The sequence below is a fragment of the Asticcacaulis sp. P2_C5 genome (assembly GCF_056404555.1).
Window position 1 is genome coordinate 229,948 of the sequence record NZ_JBFUDU010000010.1, and the last position, 16,133, is coordinate 246,080.

General features: G+C 62.5%; 12 protein-coding genes. 11 read left to right on the top strand and 1 reads right to left on the bottom strand.

The features are described 5' to 3' along the window. The first annotated feature begins 190 nt into the window (after positions 1–190). From AC1DXO_RS18530 to AC1DXO_RS18555, 6 genes are read left to right on the top strand one after another with little or no spacing between them, the layout of a single operon-like run. Positions 191–2,557, top strand: a complete 2,367-nt coding sequence (locus AC1DXO_RS18530) for a tetratricopeptide repeat protein (RefSeq protein WP_476979664.1) — start codon at positions 191–193, stop codon at positions 2,555–2,557. Positions 2,558–2,581: 24 nt separating this feature from the next. Continuing rightward, the gene (rfbF, locus tag AC1DXO_RS18535) at positions 2,582–3,352 is read left to right on the top strand and encodes a glucose-1-phosphate cytidylyltransferase (RefSeq protein WP_476979665.1); all 771 of its coding nucleotides are present in this window, start codon (positions 2,582–2,584) and stop codon (positions 3,350–3,352) included. Continuing rightward, positions 3,316–4,407 carry a CDP-glucose 4,6-dehydratase gene (gene rfbG, locus AC1DXO_RS18540; RefSeq protein ID WP_476979666.1) on the top strand — a complete coding sequence of 364 codons (1,092 nt, stop codon included), beginning with the start codon at positions 3,316–3,318 and terminating at the stop codon, positions 4,405–4,407. The genes rfbF and rfbG overlap by 37 nt, the downstream gene beginning before the upstream one ends. Beyond that, on the top strand, positions 4,394–5,644 hold the full coding sequence (locus tag AC1DXO_RS18545) for a class I SAM-dependent methyltransferase (protein ID WP_476979667.1): 1,251 nt from the start codon (positions 4,394–4,396) through the stop codon (positions 5,642–5,644). The genes rfbG and AC1DXO_RS18545 overlap by 14 nt, the downstream gene beginning before the upstream one ends. After that, positions 5,644–6,171 (top strand): dTDP-4-dehydrorhamnose 3,5-epimerase, encoded by a 528-nt coding sequence (gene rfbC / locus AC1DXO_RS18550; protein WP_476979668.1) that lies wholly within the window; start codon positions 5,644–5,646, stop codon positions 6,169–6,171. The genes AC1DXO_RS18545 and rfbC overlap by 1 nt, the downstream gene beginning before the upstream one ends. Further along, positions 6,164–7,042, top strand: a complete 879-nt coding sequence (locus AC1DXO_RS18555; protein ID WP_476979669.1) for an NAD-dependent epimerase/dehydratase family protein — start codon at positions 6,164–6,166, stop codon at positions 7,040–7,042. The genes rfbC and AC1DXO_RS18555 overlap by 8 nt, the downstream gene beginning before the upstream one ends. Positions 7,043–7,309: 267 nt before the next feature. On the opposite strand, the gene AC1DXO_RS18560 is transcribed toward AC1DXO_RS18555, so the two are convergent. Further along, positions 7,310–8,188: an alpha/beta hydrolase gene (locus AC1DXO_RS18560; RefSeq protein WP_476979670.1), complete on the bottom strand. Its 879-nt coding sequence runs from the start codon at positions 8,186–8,188 to the stop codon at positions 7,310–7,312. 87 nt (positions 8,189–8,275) lie between these two features. Here AC1DXO_RS18560 and AC1DXO_RS18565 point away from each other — a divergent pair, with 87 nt between their 5' ends. From AC1DXO_RS18565 to AC1DXO_RS18585, 5 genes are all read left to right on the top strand, one after another. Beyond that, positions 8,276–9,175, top strand: a complete 900-nt coding sequence (locus AC1DXO_RS18565) for a LysR family transcriptional regulator (protein ID WP_476979671.1) — start codon at positions 8,276–8,278, stop codon at positions 9,173–9,175. 176 nt (positions 9,176–9,351) lie between these two features. Continuing rightward, positions 9,352–9,774: a hypothetical protein gene (locus AC1DXO_RS18570; protein ID WP_476979672.1), complete on the top strand. Its 423-nt coding sequence runs from the start codon at positions 9,352–9,354 to the stop codon at positions 9,772–9,774. A gap of 80 nt (positions 9,775–9,854) precedes the next feature. Next, positions 9,855–11,711 (top strand): TonB-dependent receptor plug domain-containing protein, encoded by a 1,857-nt coding sequence (locus tag AC1DXO_RS18575; RefSeq protein WP_476979673.1) that lies wholly within the window; start codon positions 9,855–9,857, stop codon positions 11,709–11,711. 20 nt (positions 11,712–11,731) lie between these two features. After that, complete coding sequence (locus tag AC1DXO_RS18580; protein WP_476979674.1) at positions 11,732–14,221, top strand: ThuA domain-containing protein; 2,490 nt, start codon at positions 11,732–11,734, stop codon at positions 14,219–14,221. A 239-nt stretch (positions 14,222–14,460) separates the two neighbouring features. Beyond that, positions 14,461–15,747, top strand: a complete 1,287-nt coding sequence (locus tag AC1DXO_RS18585) for a glycoside hydrolase family 5 protein (protein ID WP_476979675.1) — start codon at positions 14,461–14,463, stop codon at positions 15,745–15,747. Positions 15,748–16,133 lie beyond the last annotated feature (386 nt).

A 16,133-nucleotide genomic window follows, 5' to 3' on the forward strand; every position in this document is an offset into this window, starting at 1 on the left:
ATTGCTTATTATTCGCGTGAGGCGAATTTTCACAGGGTGACGGCGTCGCGGTCATTTGCTAAAGCTGCCGCATGGTCGCTGTGGACGCTTTTTGTCGAAGACCTTGCGCCGGATGGCGGCACTATGCCACCGTGATGCTTCGCCCAACTACGTCTTTCAGAGCAGACATCTTTATCAGATACGCAGGCCCATGACGACGCCGACAACGACACATAAGGCCGCAACGGCCACGCCCGGAGGAATCGACCCACTACCCGGCCTGCTCGAACGTGAGCGGGGCGGGGAGGCGTCGGTGGCACTCCTGACCGACATTGCCCGGCTGTACCTTCAGCGCCGCGAGCCGGCTCAGGCCGCGCCGTGGTACGAACGCGCCCTGGCGGCGGGCCCGATGACGACCATCAACTTCGTCGACTACGTCATGGCGCTGATGGACAGCGGCCAGCTCGACCGGGCTGCCGAGGTGACGGCGGCCCGTCTCGAGACCAGCCGCAAGGAATACGCCCTGGTCAATCTGATGGGGGTGATCTTCAAGCGTCAGCGCCGCTTTGAGGATGCCCTGGCCCAGTACCGCCTGGCGGGGAAGCTGGACCCCAAGGCGCTCGGCCCGTGGATCAATGCCGGCAATGTCTATATGGACATGCTGGACGGCGTCCGTGCCGAGGAGATGTACCAGAAAACCTGCCGCATGGATCCGAAGAATGCGGAATATGTCCGCCTGCTCGGCCGCAGCCAGCAGGTGCAGGGGCAGAACCTGAAGGCTGTCGCGACCCTGCGCCGCTGCCTGATGATGAACCCGAAGCTGTTCAACGCCATGGCGGACCTGACCCTGGCGCTGTTCCGCGCCGACCGCCCCGGCGAAGCGCTCGACTTCATTTCCAAAAAAATGGAAGCCTTTCCGCAAAACCCGAAACTGATGCGGGCTGCTGCCGATCTCCTGTCGAAGATGGGTCGGCCGGCGGAGTCGATGCGGTTTTTCGAAGCGTCCCTGATGCTCGAGCCCAACGATATCGACGGCTGGATTCAGTTCGGCCGCTCTGTCAGCCGAACCGACCGCGAAAAGGCCAATGCCTGCTTCCGCCGCGCCCTTCAGATCGACCGCAAGTCGATGCGTGCCCTCAATGCCTTCTGCGGCAACCTCGTGCGCAGCCGTTATGGCGACGAGGCCGAGCATATTGCTGAAGCCTATTCCGTGGCCTGCGAGCTGGCCGAAAGCTACAAGGTGACCAATGTCACGCCGTCGGACGACGTCAAGGCGACCCTGATACGCTGCCTCGATTTCGAAAGAGTCGACGAACTGGGCGACAAGCACGTCATGTGGGACGCCTGGCTGCGCGAAGGCAATGCCGGCGCCTTTCACCAGGAACTGGCGCGGGTCCTCACCCTCGACGACCGGATCGACCTGCTCAACTACCATCGCAAATGGGGCGAGAAGGTCGCGGCGGCGCGCCTGCCCGACGCCATCACCCGCGCGCCGCGCGGTCCGCGCGAAAAGATCCGCATTGGCTTTTTCTCGAGCGATCTGCGCAACCACCCCGTCGGTTATTTCGCCCTGCCGCTGCTGCAGAACTACGACAAGAGCCGCTTCGAGGTTTTCGGATACAGCTGCTTCTCGCGCGAAGCCGACGACGTTCAAAAACATATGGCGACCCTGGTCGACGGGTTCCGGGTGTGGCCCGGCGCCTCGGAACTGGCCGTCGCCCAGGGCATGGCCGACGACCGCCTCGATATCCTGATCGAAATGGGCGCGACCACCATGGAGCGCTTCGAGGCCATGGCCTACCGTCCGGCGCCCGTCCAGGTCAGTTGGTTGGGCTATCCGCATTCCAGCGGTCTGCTGTCGATCGATTACATCCTGGTCGATCCTTTCCTCAAGCCGTCCGACCCGCGCCTGCTGATCGAAAAGCCGCTCGAAGTGCCGGAAACCTGGGTCACGGTATCGAAGGGCGGCTTTGTCGAAATGCCGATCAATCCCGAGATTCCCGAAACCCGGCGCGGCTTCATCACCTTCGGGACGATGAACAATCCCTACAAATACACGCGTGAGGGCATTGCGGCCTGGGCAGCCATCATGAATCGCGTGCCCAATTCGCGCTTCCTGTTCGTCCGTCCGGAAGGCAAGGTGGACGCGTTCCGCGCCAATGCCGAAGGCGCCTTCGCAGTTCACGGCATCTCGCCCGACCGCCTGATGTTCACGGCCGTGCGCGGGGCCCACCTGACGCACTACAACGATATCGACATCGCGCTGGATACCCTCCCGCACGTCGGAGGCACCACGACCTGTGAAACCATCTGGATGGGTGTGCCGGTCGTCACCCTGGTCGGTCCGGCCTTCTTCGAGCGGCTCAGCTATTCCAACCTGAGCAATGCCGGTCTTGGCGACCTGTGCACCTTTACCGTCGCGGACTATATCGACAAGGCCGTTGCCCTGGCCGGTGATCGCCCGTTACGTCAGCACATGCGGACGAACCTGCGCCAGCAGGTCAAGGACAGCCCGCTGGGCCAGGCCGAACGCTTCGCCGAAACCTTCTACCAGACCATTACGGATGTACTGTCATGAAGGCCCAAATATGAAAGCCCAAACATGAAGGCGATGATCCTGGCCGGAGGCCGCGGTACGCGTATTTCGGAAGAGTCCAATGCCCGACCCAAGCCGATGATCGAGATCGGCGGCATGCCCATCCTGTGGCACATCATGAAGATCTATGCCGCCCATGGCGTCACCGACTTCGTCATCTGCCTGGGCTACAAGGGTTATATGATCAAGGACTTCTTCTGCAACTACGCGCAGCATCGCGCCAACCTGACGGTCCGCCTGCGCGACAATCACGTCACCCTGCACGCCGCCGAGGTCGAGGACTGGACGATCACCCTGGTCGAGACGGGCGACGACACCCAGACCGGCGGCCGTGTCAAGCGCGCCCTGCCGTTTATCGGCAGTGACGACACCTTCTGCCTGACCTATGGCGACGGTGTCGGCGACATCGACATCTCCGCCGTCATCGCCAGCCACCAAAAGGCCGGCCTCCTGGCAACCGTCACGGGGGTCCAGCCACCGGGCCGCTTCGGCGCGCTCGATATCGTCGATGGCCGCGTGTCGCAGTTTCTCGAAAAGCCGAAGGGTGACGGCGGTTATATCAATGGCGGTTTCTTCGTCCTGTCGCGCGCCATCGGCGACTATATCGATGGCGATGACACGGTGTGGGAAAAGGAACCGCTGCAGCGCCTGGCCGCCGAAAACCAGCTTGGGGCCTTCCATCATGACGGCTTCTGGCAGCCCATGGATACCCTGCGCGAAAAGATGCAGTTGGAACAGCTGTGGGACAGCGGCCAGGCGCCGTGGAAACTGTGGTGACGGAAGCGGTCAATGATTTTTGGCAAGACCGCCGGGTTCTGGTCACCGGCCACACCGGCTTCAAGGGGGCATGGTTGTGCGCCGTCCTCAGCCATCTTGGCGCGCGCGTCACGGGCCTGGCGCTGGAACCCGAAGCGGGTGACAGCCTGTATAACCTGATTACGCCGCTAAAAACCGCCGACAGCCATATCGGCGACATCCGCGATCGCGACGCGGTCCGTCGTGCGGTTTCTACCGCCGCCCCGGACATCGTCCTGCATCTGGCGGCGCAGTCGCTGGTCCGACGGTCCTACGACGCGCCGTTCGACACGTTCGACGTCAATATCCTGGGCAGCCTGACCCTGCTCGATGTCGTCGCCGACATCGCGCCCGAAGCCGCCATCCTGGTCGTGACCAGCGACAAGGTTTACCGCAATGACGACCTGGGGCAGCGCTTCCGCGAGGGCGACCCGCTAGGCGGCCATGACCCCTATAGCGCCTCGAAAGCCGCCTGCGAAATCGCCGTGCGCGCCTTTGCCGACGCACGTCGGCTGAACCTTGCCACCGCACGCGCCGGCAATGTCATCGGGGGCGGCGATTTCTCGGCCGACCGCCTGCTGCCCGACGCCTGGCGCGCCTACGCCGCCCATCAGCCGCTGGTCCTACGCCATCCCGAAGCGACGCGTCCGTGGCAGCATGTGCTGGACGTCGTCTTTGCCTATCTCGCCTATGCGCAGCATCTTTATGAGGCGCCGGATACCACGCCGAAATCGGTCAATATCGGTCCCGACGATGACGCCCTGATGGTGGGGGAGGCGGTCTCTGCCTTTCTCTCGGCCCTGGGTCGTGCGGTGCCGTCATCCCTGGCGCCCGACGCTGCCCGGCCGGAAAAGACGCGGCTGGAACTGGACACGGCGCTCGGCCGCACGCAACTGGGCCTGCATAACCGCTTGAGCCAGCGCGAGGCCATAGGCTGGGCCGCCGCCTGGTATCTCGGCTGGTCTCAGGACCAGGCCCCCAAGACCCTGACCAACGCGCAGATCGAGGACTATGTGAACCGCCATGGCCAATCCTGATAGCCTCGTCCCCTGCCGGTTTTGTGGCGCGCGCCTGACGCATTTGTTCCTCGACCTGGGTGAAACGCCACTGGCCAACAGCTATCGCAGCGCCGCCGATTTGGAAAACCCAGAGCCCGTCTATCCTTTGATCGTCCATGTCTGCGATGCCTGCCTGCTGGTCCAGGCGCAGCCGGTCGTTCCGGCGGAAGACATCTTCAGCGACTATGCCTATTTCTCCTCCGTCTCGACCAGTTGGCTGGCCCACTGCGCCCGCTACTGCGAGACAATCACGCGTCGCCTCGATCTTGATGCGCAGTCCTTTGTCGTCGAAATCGCCAGCAATGACGGCTACCTGCTGAAGAACTTCGTCGCCGCCGGCATTCCCTGCCTCGGCATCGAACCCGCCGCCAATGTCGCCGCTACCGCCGTTGCCGCCGGCGTTCCGACCGAAGTCGCGTTCTTCGGCGTCGACACTGCACGCGATGTGCACGATCGCCACGGCGCCGCCAACCTGATCGCCGCCAACAATGTCCTGGCCCACGTCCCCGACCTCAATGATTTCGTCGCGGGCTTCAAAGCATTGCTGGCGACCGGCGGTACGGTGACCGTCGAATTCCCCCACGTTCTCGAATTGATCCGCCACGTCCAGTTCGACACCATCTATCACGAACACTACAGCTATTTCTCGCTCTACACTCTGGAACGCGTCTTCGGCCGACACGGCCTGTGCCTGTTCGATGTCGAAACCCTGCCCACCCACGGCGGTTCGCTGCGTCTCTTTGCCTGCCACGCCGACGATCCGCGGACAGCCACAGCCGACCATAACCTGGCCGCCGTCCGGGCCGCCGAAACGGAAGCCGGACTCGATACGCCCGAAGGCTATGACGGCATGGAGGTCCGCGTCCGCGCCATTACCGACGGCCTGAAAGCCTTCCTGGCCGGTGCTCGCGCCGAGGGCAAGACGGTGGCAGCCTGGGGCGCTGCAGCCAAGGGCAATACATTGTTGAACGTTGCCGGTGTAACGGCGCTCGACATTGCCTTTGTCGTCGACCGCAGCCCGGCCAAGCAGAACCTGTTCCTGCCGGGCAGCCATATCCCGATCGTCGCCCCGGAACGCCTGTTCACCGCCCGCCCGGACTATCTGCTGATTCTGCCGTGGAACCTGCAGGCCGAGATCCGCGCTGAAGCCGCCGCCATTGCCGAGTGGGGAGGGCACTTCGTCACGGCAATTCCCGAACTGACGGTTTGGCCCTGATGCGCTTCACCGCGACACCGATTGCCGGCGTGGTTGTGGTCGATCAGCAACCGATCCGCGACGATCGCGGCGCCTTTTCGCGCACCTGGTGTCGCGACGAATTCACCGCTGCCGGGCTCGATTTCCAGCCATTGCAGGAAAGCCTGTCGACCAACAACGCCCGCCATACTCTGCGAGGGCTGCATATCCAGAAGGCGCCGGCCGAAGAACAGAAGCTGGTTCGCTGTACGCGTGGGGAGGTCTTCGATGTGGCTGTCGACCTGCGCCCCGGCAGCCCGACCCTGAACCAGTGGTTCGGCCTTACCCTCTCGGCCGAGGCCGGCAACGCCCTGTTTATCCCGCGTGGCTGCGCCCACGGATTCCTGACGCTCAATGACGCCGCTGAAGTCTTCTACCTGATCGATACGGCCCATGTGCCGGGCCTGGCGTCGGGCGTGCGCTGGAACAGCCCGCGCTTCGCCATCGACTGGCCGGCGGTACCTGCGGTCATGTCAGCCAAGGACGCCGAATGGGGAGACGATGCGTAAGGTCGTGGTCACCGGCGCGTCGGGTTTTGTTGGCCGCCAGGCCTTGGCGCCTCTGATCGACCTGGGTTTTGAGGTCCACGGCCTGTGCCGGACTCCACCCGACGTGCAGGGCGTCATCTGGCACAGCCACGATCTGCTCGAGCAACCCACCGATGGGCTGATGGCGGCCATACGTCCGACGCACCTTTTGCATTGTGCCTGGGTCACCGAACACGGCCAGTACTGGGCATCGCCCGACAACGCGCGCTGGATTATCGCCAGCCAGCGCCTGTTCGAAGCCTTCGCGGCCGCCGGCGGGACGGATATTGTCGCGCTCGGCACCTGCGCCGAATACGACTGGAACCGCAGCGATGCCACGCCGTGGCGCGAACGCGATCCCTGCCTCCCGGCGACGCCCTACGGCCAGGCCAAGCTCGACCTGTTCCACTGGCTGGCCACCTTTGCCGCGACCCATGGCCTGCGCCACGCCTGGGCACGTTTGTTCTTTTTGTTCGGTCCGGGGGAGGACTCCCGCCGCCTGGTGCCGTATCTTGTCGAATGCGCCAAAACCGGCGTGGTGGCGCGCTGTACGTCGGGGCTACAGGTCCGCGACTTTCTCGACACGGCCCACTGTGGCGCCTGGCTGGCCGATCTGGTTTCATCTAACCTTTCCGGTCCGGTCAATATGGCTTCGGGTCACGCGATTACATTGCGCCAGTTGGCCGAGACCGTGAACCTGGCCAGCGGCGGCCGCCTGAGGTGCGATTTTGGCGCAATCCCCGACCGCCCCTCCGACCCGCCCTATATCGTGGCGGATGTCAGCAAACTAGCGAGTGTTCGCCGTACAATGCCAGAGTTCGACCTGACCGACTCTATGAAGACGTTGTTTTAAACCTTGCGTATTCCCGCTTTGCACCACGGGTCGTTGGCAAGGTTTTCTCCCTCCTCCCTGTTCCCGAAGCTCATGCGAAGGGAATGGGGAGCGGGGCGCCCCGTGGCGTGGCGAGCGAAGCGAGACGGAGGGGCATTGCATCGACTTGTCAGCTTTTCAGGCGTTTGGAAATACTTGACCGGCAGAAGATACCCCTCCGGCTCGCGGGCTCGCCACCTCCCCAAGCTTCGCACAGGGAGGAGGGAGGAACCCGGGACCTGCTTCGGCTTAACCCAGGTTTGAGAAGAACCTGTCAATCGCGTCGGTTGCCGGCTCGATCAGATGCGGATCGTCGTAGAAATCGATCTGGCCCTGGGAGGTCAGCCAAAGTTCAGCTTTCGGGCCGGGAAGGCGGGCGAAAAAAGCTTCCGCCAGGCCGGGCGCCAGAGCATTTTTGGAATGAACAACCAGAGTCGGCACTTTGATGGCGGGCGCTAAAGTCTGGACGTCGAAATCCAGCGTATAGAGTCGCGATTGGACGGCGAAGCCGTTGACATAGTTGGCAACCTGGCCGCGCGGTGTCCCGTAATATTCATAAGCCTCCAGCAAAGGCATGGCGACATCGCCGAGATCGGCCGCGACGGCCGGAATCGTCTCGACCTCACCGGTAGCATTGAAGCGCTCCAGCGCGGCCTGGGCGCGCGCCTTGGCCGCGGCATAGCCGTCGCCCATCCAGGCCCGCGTCTGCTCACGGTCGCTATAGACGCCGGCGACACCGGCAAAGCCGCTGAATCGTGTATCATTCGCCACGGCCTGCGCCATGTAGCCGCCACCGGCGCATATGCCGACGCCGAAGACCTTGAGGTCCGCCCGGCCATCGCGTTCCTGGAGGGCCGTAACCGCTGCCTGGATGTCCTCGGCCTTGGCATAGGGGTTCTCGAATTGCCGCGGCAGCCCGCTGCTCTCACCGAACGTACGATGGTCGAAGGCCAAAGCGGTATAGCCGAGTTCCGCCATGGCCCGGGCATAGACCCCGGCGGCCTGCTCCTTCACGGAGGTCAGGGGGCCAGTGGTCACGACCAGGCCTTTTGGTTGAGATGTGGGTGTATACAGGTCGCCGACCAGGTCGACGCCGTGGCTGGCAAAGGTAAAACGCGATCGGGTCATGATGTGTCTCCGGGATGTTTCGGTCGCCTGTATTTTGGTGAGGCCACACTATTGTTCAAATGGATATTCAGAACTAATATTATTCACATGGTGAATATAAGGGCTTTCGACCTCAATCTCCTCACGGTCCTGGCGGCGGTGCTTGAACATCGCAGCGTGTCGCGCGCGGCGACGGTCGTCGGTCTCAGCCAGCCCGCGACCAGCAATGCCCTGGCCCGGCTCAGGCTTGCGCTGAACGACCCTCTACTGGTTCGTCGCGGCCACGCCATGTACCCCACGCCCTTCGCCGAAACCTTGCTGCCGCGAATCCGCACCATACTCGATGATATCGGTACGGCGCTGAATCCGGAAACCGGTTTCGACCCGGCCCAGCAGACCAGACGCTTTCGCATCCTCGCCAACGACTATGCCGTCACCACGGTGCTGATCCGCTTCCTGGCATTGGCCGAGGCCCGGCACTGGCAGGCTTCGCTGGAGATATTGCCGTTCGAAGACCGGTTCACGGCGCGTCTCGACGATCCCGATTACGACCTGGCGATCCGCGACGACTGGGCGCTGCGCGACTGGCCTTGGCGCGAGCCCATAGGGGAGGACGATCTGACGGGGATTTGCGCCCGGGACCACCCGCGGGTCACCTCCGCGCCTTCCCTCGACGCCTTTCTGGCTGAGCGTCATGTCCTGATATCACCGGTCGGAGAGAGCACCGGCATGGTCGACGCCTGGCTGAAGGGCAAGGGCCTGGCGCGCCGGATCGATACCTACCTGCCCCAGATTGCGGCCGCCCCGGCCCTGATCGCCGGCAGCGACCGCATCATGTGCATCGCGCGGACGGTCGCGGACCATTTTGAAACCGCATACGCCATCCGGCAATTCGCCCTGCCTTTGCCGCGGCAGTCCTTCAAGATCGCCATGGCCTGGCATCCCCGCAAGGCAAACGACCAAGCCGTTACGTGGTTACGCGCGACGCTGAAAACCATGGGCATTTAAAAGCGCTGAAATTCCTGCCCGACCAACTAAAACCAACTTTATCTTTATAAAACGACACCTACTCCGGACATTTTCAAACCGCGCCACCCTGTGTTAACCTCTCCCGACAGCGAGCCCTTATCGCAACGACGGCCTTTCCGGCCATCGGCCATAACGGATGCAGCAAGGAGCCTTCGGTGCTTAAAAGCTTTCCGCTCTTACTGATACCGGTAGCCATTTACAACTTCATCGCCCTGGTCTCGCGGTTCGGTCATTCAGCCACGACCGACAGCCTGTTGTTCATGCAACAGAAGTTGTTCAGCTTGGCCATGCCGTCTCATGGTTCGCTGTGGGTGGTCTGTGTCGGCGACATCGTTCTGTTTGTCGGTCTGGTCTGCCTGTTTTTCGAAGTTCTCAAATCGACCGGTTCCGGCAATACGATCCTGCTCAACCACACATTTTCGATGATCGTCTTCATCGTCTGCCTGGTCGAATTCCTTTTGCTGCATCCGTTTGCAACCTCGACCTTCTTTCTGCTGATGATCATGACGGCGCTGGACGTGCTGGGCGGTTTTATCGTCACCACTATTTCAGCGCGCAAGGATATTGGCAACGGCTGATCGCGATCCAATAAACATCTGGAGCCGGGCGCGGACTCCCTCTACCTCTTCCTGATGGGTTAAGAGTCAGGGAGTGGGGCGTGAGGTTAGGTCTATCGACAATCGCTATGGGCGGCCTGTATTTGTTGGCCCAGCCGGTAACGGCGCAAGAGGCCGCGACCGAAGTCACTGTTGTCAGCACCCGACTGCGCTCCGTCCTGCCCAATTCCGAATACCGCACAGCGCACGAAGGCCAGGACATGCGGGCGATCCTCGAACAGGTGCAGGGTGTCGTCGTGCTGGATTCGGGCGTATCGGGTTCGCGCAGTGAACTCTATGTCCGCGGTGCCGACGCCAACTTCACCGCCGTCCTGATCGAAGGCGTGCCGGTCAACGACCTTGGCGATTCGCGCGGTGGTGCTTATGATTTCTCCACCGTCGCCGGCGACGAGATCGCATCGATTACCCTGGGGCAGGGGCCTTTGTCCGCGCTCTATGGCTCGGGCGCCCTGGCCGGCGTCGTCAATCTCGGACTTGCCTTTCCCAGCACGGGCCACGGCAGCTACCGGATCGCCGCCTCGGGCGATGACGAATATGCTATTAGCCTTGGCGGCCGGGCGACGCCGGCGGCCGGCTGGTCGCTAACCGGTCTGGCCCGAACCGGTGCCGATGGCGACAAGAGTCTCGGCCAGTGGCGCGACCTGTCCAGCCTCAGCGCCAGACTGAGCGGAAAGCTGACCGACAACCGCACCTTGACCGTCTTCGCCCGTGCCGCCGACAGCGACCGCGAAGGTTTCGACGTGGCCAGCGGCGGCCCGCTCTATAGCGCGACCGGCGACCATCAAACGACGCGCGATCGCGACCGCCTGCTGGGCGTGAGGCTGACCCAGGCTGTCGACGATCGTCGCCGTCTCGACCTGCACCTGTCGGTCTTCCGACGCGACGAAAACCTGTTCACCCCCGCTAATCCCGACGGCGTCTTTGGCGGCACCCCGGCAACGACGCAGGTCAGCCGGTTCGACCGCGTCCAGGCCACGGCCATCTACCGGGCGCAAGGCGATAACCTCGACTACAGTGCAGGCCTCGAGCTGATGCGCGAGCAGGGCACAGTCGATGCCGAGCTCGATTTCGGCGGCGGCTTCGTCCTGCCCGCCGGCTTCGAGCACAGCCGCGATACCGTCGGGCTGTTCGGCGAAGGCCAGGTACGCCTCGGTCGCGGCTGGCAATGGCGCACCGGCCTGCGCGCTGACAGCCGCGACGGCGCCCGTCCTGACTGGAGCGCCCGGACCACCATCGAATGGCGCTCGGATGACGAACGCGCGAGTTTCGGCGGTACCTGGGGCCGCTCGCTGAAAGTGCCCAGCTTCTATGCCCTGGGCGATCCCCTGGTCGGCTCGCCCAACCTGCGCAATGAGGAAAGCGCGGGCGGTGAACTGACGGCCGGCTGGCGCCTTGGCGCGGCGCAGCTTAGCCTGACCGCCCACAGCGCTACCTATTGCAACCTGATCGACTTCGATTTCGCTACGTTCAAACTGGTCAATCGCGGCGAAGTCGCTATTCGCGGCCTGGATCTGTCCTTACGCGGCGCAGCGACCCCGCAACTGACCTACGATGTCCGGCTGTCGTCGCTGCACCACGAAGTCAACGGCGCCAACGGCGGCCTGCTGCACCGTCCCAACCTGACGGCGGCGGTCGACCTGACCTGGCAGGCGACGCCCAGCCTGACCCTGGCCCTCAACAGCCGCTATGTCGGCAAGCGCCAGTCGAGCTCGATACCGACCGGGGCGCAGGACCTGAAACCCTATCTGATCAGCGACCTGACCGCCGGCTGGCGTTTCCAGAACGGCGTCAGCCTGGCGCTGAAGGTCGGCAATCTGTCGGATGGGCGCTATGAAACCATATCGGGCTTCCGCGCGCGCGGTCGTCATGCCATGATCAGCCTCTACGGCGCTTTCTAAAAATATTACAGGGAACTGACATGTCGACTATCCTCAAGCGGCACCGGCCGTTCGCGCTCCTGGCCGTAATCCTGGCTACCGTCCTGTCCCTGGCCCTGGTCATGGCGGCCCACAGCGCCCAGAAACGCCACGGCGCCAAACGTCACAAGGCGCGCGCCCACGCGACGGCCCCGGCCTCGCCGCCAACTCCGGCCGTCACCTCCCTGAAAGGCGCCCAAATCCTCGTCTTCTCGAAGACCGCCGGCTACCGCCACGCCTCGATCGAAAAAGGCCAGGCGACTCTCCAGGCCCTGGCCAAGCAGGACGGCTTTTCGGTTACGCTCAGCGAAGATCCGGCCCTGTTCCGCGACGAGGTGCTGAAAACCTATGACGCGGTTGTTTTTCTCAACACCACCGGCGACGTCCTCGATCCTGCCCAGCAGGCTGCGTTCGAGCGCTACATCCAGTCGGGCGGTGGGCTTCTGGGCCTGCATTCGGCGACCGATACTGAACACGACGGCAACTGGCCGTGGTTCATCAAGCTGATCGGCGCCAATTTCAAGTCCCACCCTGCCCAGGCCGAAGCCCGCCTGGTCGTCGCCGATCCGCAGGACAAGGCCCTGGCCGCCGATCCTGCCCTGATCAAGGCCGGTGGCTTCCGCCTGATGGACGAATGGTACAATTTCGAGAACGTCAATCCCAACATCCACCGCATCCTGGATATCGACGGCGCCTCCTATAAGGACGCCGCGGCGACCACGATCAATCCGATGGTCTGGTCCAACCTCTTCGACGGCGGCCGCGCCTACTATATCGGCCTCGGCCACCGCGAAGAGGATTACGACCTGGCTGCGATGCGGCGGCTGATGATCGAAGGCCTGACCTTTGCGGCAGGACCTCGCGCACGTGACTATGGCCGTATCCGTCCCGAACCCGGGCGCCTGGTCAGCGAAGCCGTCACCACCGACATGAACGAACCGGTCGCCTTCGACTTCCTGCCCGATCGCAATGTCCTGATTGTCCAGCGCGGCGGCGACATCATCAAGGTCGACACCACATGGGGCACGCGCAAGGTCCTGGGTGTCGTCGCCACCGACCAGTCCAACGCCGAACACGGCGCCTTCAGCATCGTGGTCGACCCCGGCTTCGTCACCAACCGCATCATCTATGTCCAGTTTTCCAAGCGCGGCGCCGCCGGCAAGATGCAGAACCGCGTCGGACGATTCCGCATCGAAGCCGGCACCGAACGCCTGGTCCCGCTCGACACCCTGATCGACATCCCCATCGAGGACAATTGCTGCCACACCGGCAACGGCCTGGCTTTCAACGCGCGCGGCGAGCTGTTCATCACGACCGGCGACAACACCAATCCGTGGAACAAGGAGGTCAACGGCTTCGCGCCCATCGACAACCGACCGGACGCCATGGAAACCGACGCCCTGCGCTCGTCGGGTAATACCGACGACCTGCGCGGCAAGGTGCTGCGCATCGTGCCTAAGGCCGCGGGTGGTTACACCATCCCCAAGGGCAACCTCTTTAGCGATCCGCGCGCCGGGCGGCCGGAAATCTACGCCATGGGCTTCCGCAATCCGTACAGCCTGGCCATAGACCCTGTCACCGGCTACCTCTATATCGGCGACGTTGGTCCGGATTCCTCGGTCGATGACGCGACACGCGGCCCACGCGGCCAGGATGAGATCGATGAGGTCAAGAGTCCGGGCAACTACGGCTGGCCGTTGTTCATCGGCAACAACATGCCGTATCTGGCGCATGACTATGTGACGGGCAGAGAAGGGGCCGCCTTCGATCCGGCCCGCCCGGTCAATGCCTCACCGCGCAATACCGGCGCCAGGGTCCTGCCGGCGGCGCGTCCTGCCTTGGTGTGGTACCCTTATAACCAGTCGACCGACTTCCCCGAACTGGGCACCGGCGGCCGATCGGCGGTGGCCGGCGGCATCTACCACCGCCCGAAAGCCGCGACGGCGGACAACCTGCCTGCCTGGTACGACGGCAAGCTGTTTATCTCCGACTTTGTCCGCAGCTATATCAAGGTCGTCGATTTCGACGGTCAAGGCCATGTCCGCCAGATCTCCGACCTGTCGAGCAATATCGCCATCGACGATCCGATCGATATGATGTTCGGCCCCGACGGCCATCTGTACGTGCTGGCCTATGGACCGAAATGGAATGCCCCCAACCCGACGTCAGGCCTGTACCGCATCGTCTTCCGCCCGGGCGAACAGCCAAAGGCCGTGGCCGCGGCGCCGGCTGTGGCGGCGTCACCCGCCCTGGCCCTGATGGACGCCAACACATGCTTGTCCTGCCACCAGTTGAAGGAAGATTCGGTCGGTCCGGCCTATACCAAGGTCGCGGCCAAGTACAAAGGCCGGACGGACGCGGTCGCCTATGTGGCAGGCCGCATCGCCGCAGGCAGCCAGGGCGTGTGGGGCTCGGAACACGCCATGCCGGCCTTCGACGCCCTGAGCGCGGAGGATCGAAAGACCCTGGCGGCATTCATTATGGAACAGTAGGCTTCGTCAAGCCAGCCTGGCGCGACGCGACCGTATCGAAGTAGGAAGTTCCCTTAACGGGACCTCCATTCCGATCCGTTTCCGGCGCCAAATTCGTTTCATTCGCGAATAATTATTTTACTTGTAAATTTTCCAAAACCAAATAGTTTTAATAGGGGGCGATGGGCTGCCGGCAGTTTCGATGCGGGCCGGCACGTGAGCACCTGTAACCATAAGAACAAGACCAGTGAGGATTGCGTATGAAACTTGGTAGGCGTCATTTCATGTTTTCGTCGGTGGCAATGGCCGCAGTCTGTACGGCCTGTGGCGGCGGTGGCGGCAGCGGTGGTTCGTCGGGTGGTGGCTCGTCCAGTTCGTCATCGTCTTCTTCATCATCGTCGTCGTCCTCTTCATCGTCTTCGTCTTCGTCGTCTTCCTCTTCCTCTTCTGGCCTTTACCCAAGCTACAATACGAGCCCGATCGCAGCCGATTCCACCGGCATGACCAGCACGGCGGTAGATATTGCCGGCCACATCAAGCTTGGCTGGAACATTGGCAATACTCTGGAAGCCAGCGGCGGCGAAACCAACTGGGGTAATCCCATGATCACCCAGGACCTGATTACCAAGGGCAAAGACCTGGGCTTTGATGCGATACGACTGCCCTGTGCGTGGGATCAATACGCCAATCAGACGACCGCAAAGATTTCCGACAGCTGGCTCAACCGCGTCAAGGACGTCGTGCAGTACTGCATCAACGCCAATCTCTACGTTCTGCTCAACATCCACTGGGACGGCGGCTGGCTTGAAAATCACGTCAACGCTGTCAGCAAGGACGCTGTCATCGCCAAGCAGAAAGCCTTCTGGGAACAGATCGCCACGCATCTGCGCGATTTCGACGAACGCCTGATGTTTGCCAGCGCCAACGAGCCCAACGCCGACGACGCGGCTGAGGCGGACATCCTGCTGGCTTATCATCAGACCTTTATTGATGCCGTTCGTTCAACTGGCGGCAAAAACGCCTATCGCGTTCTGGTATTGCAGGCGCCGAACACCAGCACGGAGTATGCGGTATCACTGGTTAAGAAGCTCCCGACCGATACAGTGGCCAATCGACTGATGCTGGAAGTACACAACTATACGCCCTTCCAGTTTACGGCGCTGAGTGAAGACGCATCGTGGGGCAAGATGTTCTACTACTGGGGCAACGGCCATCACTCGACGATTGAACCGGATCGCAACGCCACGTGGGGCGAAGAGGATTATATCTCACAGCAGATGACGGCGATGAAGGACCATTACACCAGCGCCGGTATTCCGGTCCTGATGGGGGAATATGGCGCCTTCCGCCGTGGCTCCGGCCCGGCCGATATGGCCACGCACAATGCTGCGGTGACCTACTGGATGAAGTACAATACGCAGACGGCGCTGACCGCCGGCGTCCTGCCCTTCGTATGGGATACCGGAGGTCTCATCGACCGCCGCACCCTGGTCGTCAAGGATCAGGCCAGCCTGGATGCCATGCTCGAAGCCGTTGGCAAGAAGTAGATCGCTGTGCGGTGGCAGCCGCCTATCGCGCGGCTGGCAATCTGTGCCCTGGAGACGCAATATGGCCGCAACATCCTGTGTCGAAGTGCGGCCCAAAGCGACGCAAGATAGGGTCGCCGAGCTGGGGCCGCAGAGTCATTTCGTTGGGTTGCAATTATGCAATTGTTGTCATGCCTCCGTAAACTGGAAAGTCTTTTTGCTGGCGCGTACGGCTGCAATCCCCGTGACGCCTGAAGTGGCAGCGAGGACTCAGACCCACGCATATTGATCTAGAGCGAAATGACTTTAGGTAGAATCGTCATTCCGCTCTAAGTTTTTGCTTTGTCGCGCAATTTAACCGAAAAGTGGCATCCACTTTATCGGATTGCGCTCTAAACCTGCTGAAT